This window comes from Actinomadura sp. HBU206391 (genome assembly GCF_014323665.1).
In the GTDB taxonomy this organism is placed as follows: Bacteria; Actinomycetota; Actinomycetes; order Streptosporangiales; family Streptosporangiaceae; genus Actinomadura_C.
Genome location: NZ_JABVEB010000370.1, coordinates 1 through 4,383 on the forward strand (window position 1 = coordinate 1; position 4,383 = coordinate 4,383).

8 protein-coding genes are annotated in these 4,383 nt (G+C 70.6%); all 8 read left to right on the top strand.

All coding sequences use genetic code 11. The annotated features are described in order from the left end of the window. Positions 1-593: ATP-binding protein (locus tag HKK72_RS36555; RefSeq protein ID WP_187238969.1), on the top strand; the 593-nt coding region annotated here is incomplete at its 5' end. Further along, complete coding sequence (locus tag HKK72_RS40345; protein WP_222721603.1) at positions 584-1,024, top strand: hypothetical protein; 441 nt, start codon at positions 584-586, stop codon at positions 1,022-1,024. The genes HKK72_RS36555 and HKK72_RS40345, both read left to right, overlap by 10 nt. Positions 1,025-1,077: 53 nt before the next feature. Then, positions 1,078-1,719: a hypothetical protein gene (locus HKK72_RS36565; protein ID WP_187238970.1), complete on the top strand. Its 642-nt coding sequence runs from the start codon at positions 1,078-1,080 to the stop codon at positions 1,717-1,719. Positions 1,720-1,775: 56 nt separating this feature from the next. Further along, positions 1,776-2,141 (top strand): LysM domain-containing protein, encoded by a 366-nt coding sequence (locus tag HKK72_RS36570; protein WP_187238971.1) that lies wholly within the window; start codon positions 1,776-1,778, stop codon positions 2,139-2,141. Positions 2,142-2,145: 4 nt separating this feature from the next. Beyond that, positions 2,146-3,276: a hypothetical protein gene (locus HKK72_RS36575; protein WP_187238972.1), complete on the top strand. Its 1,131-nt coding sequence runs from the start codon at positions 2,146-2,148 to the stop codon at positions 3,274-3,276. Between the two features lie 26 nt (positions 3,277-3,302). Then, positions 3,303-3,818, top strand: coding sequence for a phage baseplate assembly protein V (locus HKK72_RS36580; protein WP_187238973.1), 516 nt, complete (start codon positions 3,303-3,305; stop codon positions 3,816-3,818). Positions 3,819-3,848: 30 nt separating this feature from the next. Beyond that, positions 3,849-4,181 (top strand): PAAR-like protein, encoded by a 333-nt coding sequence (locus HKK72_RS36585; protein WP_187238974.1) that lies wholly within the window; start codon positions 3,849-3,851, stop codon positions 4,179-4,181. Next, the coding region (locus HKK72_RS36590; RefSeq protein ID WP_222721604.1) for a GPW/gp25 family protein at positions 4,178-4,383 on the top strand (206 nt) is incomplete at its 3' end. The genes HKK72_RS36585 and HKK72_RS36590, both read left to right, overlap by 4 nt.

Below are 4,383 nucleotides of genomic sequence, written 5' to 3' on the forward strand. Positions count from 1 at the left end.
AGGTCGTGGCGGGCCAGCTCGGGCTCGACCTGTTCGTCATCGACCTGTCGCAGGTGGTCAGCAAGTACATCGGCGAGACCGAGAAGAACCTGCGCCGAGTCTTCGACGCCGCCGAGCGGGGCGGCGCGGTGCTGCTGTTCGACGAGGCCGACGCGCTCTTCGGCAGACGCAGCGAGGTCAAGGACAGCCACGACCGCTACGCCAACCTGGAGATCAGCTACCTGCTGATGCGGATGGAGGAGTACCGGGGCCTCGCCGTCCTCACCACGAACATGAAGAAGGCGCTCGACCCGGCCTTCCTGCGGCGGATCAGGTTCGTCGTCGACTTCCCGTTCCCCGGCCAGGCCGAGCGGGCCGAGATCTGGCGGCGGGTCATCCCGGCCCAGACGCCGTCGGAGGGGATCGACCATGTCCGGCTCGCGCAGCTCACGGTGGCGGGCGGAAGCATCCGCAACATCGCGCTGTCGGCGGCCTTCCTCGCCGCCGACGAGCAGGCCCCGCTGCGGATGGGCCACCTGCTCACCGCCGCCCGCACGGAGTACCTGAAGCTCGAGCGCTCCCTCACGGCGGGGGAGGTCGCGGGATGGCGATGACCGGCATGCCCGTGCCCCCGGGCGGCACCGGGGATCAAGGCCCGGCGGCGGCCGATGACGGCCGTGCCCGGCCGGCGACCCGCGACCGCGGCGAGCACGGCCCCGCCCGGTCGCGGGCAGGCGACCAGCCTCCTGCGCCGGAGCTTCCCGACCGCGTCGTCGTCGACATCGGCGAGCTCGTCCTCGATGGATTCCCGCGCGTCGACCGCGATCTCGTCGCGGCGGTCTTCGCGACCGAGCTGACCCGGCTGTTCACCGAACGCCGTGAGCCGTACCCGGCCGGAGTTCCGCTCGCAACGACGACCGATCGCGACGTGGATCTGCTCGCCGGGCTGCCGCCGCTGCCGCCCACCACGTCATCGCGCCGCCTCGGCCGGGCGCTCGCCCGGTCGGTGCACACCGGGCTCACCGCCACGGAGGTGGGCCGATGACCGGCAGGTATCCGACTGATCGCCACCTTCGATGCCGCAGGGGTGCCTGAAAGATGACCCGATTCACCGATCTTCCCAAGCCCATCCGATCCGGTTTGGTCATTGTCGACCCGATCCGTGGAACGCCGCAGCGGGTCATTGTCATGCAGTTCAATCCGGAAACCCTGCAGCGGAGTCTGGCGCCGCAGGCGGCGGCCGCCGAGGGGCAGGGGGATCGGACCGAGGCGCTTCGGCTCAAGGGGCCGGCCGTCGAGACCTGGCAGTTCCAGGCCGAGATCGACGCGACCGACCAGCCCGAGATCCCGGCCCCCAACGGCATCCACCCTCAGCTGGCCACGCTGGAGATGCTGATCCAACCCCCCAGCAGCCGGGTCAGAGCCAATCAGTCCCTTGCCGCCATCGGCACGCTGGAGATCACGCCGATCGAGAGCCCGCTCACCCTCTTCACCTGGGGACGGTCCCGCGTGCTCCCGGTCCGGCTCACCGAGCTGGCCATCACTGAAGAGGCATTCGACACCGACCTCAACCCGATCCGCGCCGTCGTGAGCCTGGGCCTGCGGGTGCTGTCGGTCAGCGACCTGCCCACCGGCCACCGGGGCGCCGAGCTCTACCTCGCCCACCTCGCCCAGAAGGAACGCATGGCCGGGGCCGCCACGGCGGGCCGGCTGGCCGACCTCGGCCTCACCGGGGTCTGAGCCGACCGAACTGAGCCGACTGAACTGAGCCGACTGAATAGGGAGAACCCCCCACGATGACCATCAGTCCCCTCGACGCGATCCCCGCGCCGTCGCCGTACCCGCGCACCAGCCGCTACTACGGCATCGGCACGGCGGTCCACACCGCACCGGATGGCCGCGAGGTGCCGTACCTCAGGCGCCGCCCGCTCCCGCAGCCGACCGCGCTCGCGCAGATCGCCGAGCACGTCGTCACCCAGGCCGACCGCTCCGACCTGCTCGCGAACCGCTACTTCGGCGATGCCGGCCTCTGGTGGCGGATCGCCGACGCCAACCCGGTGCTCCACCCGCGCGAGCTCACCGACACCCCCGGCCGCCGCATCCGGATCACGCTGCCCGAGGGCGTGCCCGGCACGGCCATGTCGGCCGTCGAGATGGGCTGACCGCATGCCCGACGTCGCGCCGCTGCACCTGACGCTGCTCATGGGCCCGCGGATTCCCGTGCCCGTGCCGCAGCCGGTCACCGACGCGCTGATGTCCGCCCAGATCACCGTCACGGCGGGCCAGCGCAGCGGGTTCCAGCTCGCCTTCGACCTGTCCAAGTCCGGTGTCATCAACAACACCCTCCTGCCGTCGGGCTACTTCGATCCGCAGGTACGGGTGATCGTCGTGGCCACCGTGAAGGGCACGCCGACGGTGCTCATGGACGGCGTCATCATCCGGCAGGAGGTCGGCGTCAGCGGCCAGCCTGGCCAGTCCACCCTCACCGTCACCGGCGAGGACCTGACGGTGCTCATGGACCTCGAAGAGCGCGCGGGCGTGCCGTACCCCGCGATGTCCCCGACCGCCCGGGTGGCCGCGATCATCGCGCAGTACGCGCAGTACGGCATCGTCCCCATGGTCATCCCCGAGCTCGTGCCGCAGACGCCGATGCCGACCCAGCGCATCGACTTCCAGAACGGCACCGACCTCGGCTACGTGACGCAGCTCGCGCAGGCCAACGGGTACGTCTTCTACCTCGACCCGGGCCCGCTGCCCGGGATGAGCCGCGCGTACTGGGGTCCGGAGGTACGGCTCGGCGTCCCGCAGCACGCCGTCAACGTCAACATGGACCACCTGTCCAACGTCGACCAGCTCACCTTCGGCTTCGACGGCTCGGCGCGCGAGCAGCCGGTGGCGCGCATCCAGATACCGGCCACCAAGATCTCCATCGAGCTGCCGGTGCCCGAGGTCAGCATCCTCCGCCCGCCGCTCGCTCTGCGGCCGGCGCCCGCGCTGAAGAAGAAGGTCATCTCCGACACCGCCAAGAAGGACGCCCCTCAGGCGTTCGCCGAGACGATCGCCAAGGCCATCGAGTCCTCCGACGCCGTCAGCGGCTCGGGCCAGCTCGACGTCGTGCGGTACGGCTACCTGCTGCGCCCGCGCGAGCTCGTCGGTGTACGCGGTGCCGGGATCACCTACGACGGCCTCTACTACGTAAAGAGCGTCACCCACAATCTGCAGCCCGGCGCCTACACCCAGAACTTCACCCTCGCCCGCGAGGGCCTGATCTCACTGGCCCCCGTCGTCATCCCCTGACGTTCCCACCCCAGCGGAGGATGTCCATGCCCGAGCCCACGCGGTACCTCGGCAAGTTCCGGGGCACCGTCGTCAACAACGTCGACCCGATGAACATGGGACGGCTTCAGGCGCGGGTGCCCGACGTCCTCGGCGACACCCCTTCGACCTTCGCGATGCCCTGCCTGCCGGTGGCCGGCCCGCGGATGGGGCAGTACGTGATGCCGCCGGTGGGCGCCGGGGTGTGGATCGAGTTCGAGCAGGGCGACCCGAGCTATCCGATCTGGACGGGCTGCTGGTACGGCTCCGCGGCCGAGCTGCCGGCGGAGGCGCTGGCCGGCCTGCCGGCCCAGCCCAACATCGTGCTGCAGACACAGGGACAGCGCACCATCGTCCTCTCCGACCTCCCCGGGGGCATGGGGATCACGCTCAAGACCGCCACCGGCGCGGCGATCGTGATCAATGATGCGGGGATCTTGATCACCAATGGCCAGGGCGCGTCGATCTCGCTGTCTGGCCCCACCGTGACCGTCAACGACGGCGCGCTCATCGTGAAGCCGTGAACCGCAGGCCCGTGGCCTGAAGGAGCCGCAATGTCGGGAAATCTCTTGCACGTCAACGCGACGATCACCTGTCCGCACGGCGGCCGTGTCCAGGTGCTTCCCGCGCAGACCCGGGTGCTCGTGGCCGGTCAGCCGGTGGCGACGCTCGCCGACGTCTTCACCGTCGTCGGCTGCCCGTTCACCGCCGGGAACAAGCCGCAGCCCTGTGTGACCGTGACCTGGCTGAGCAGCGCCGCCCAGGTCGTGGTGAACGGCACGCCCGCGCTGCCGCAGTTCGCCACGGCCCAGTGCCGCAGCGCGGAAGGCATCCCGCAGGGCCCGCCGGCGATGTCGGTCGTCCAGCAGCGGGTGGTGGGCAGATGAGCCTCACCGAGCCCGGCACCACGGGTGCCATGGCACTGCCGGCACCGCGCGCGCTTCCGGTACGAACCGACATCGCGTTCCCCTTCCGCGTCGACAGCCGGGGGCGGACGGCGGACGCCGGATACGACGACCACGTCCGGGACATGATCGAGATGCTGCTGTTCACCAGCCCGGGCGAACGCGTGATGCGCCCCGACTTCGG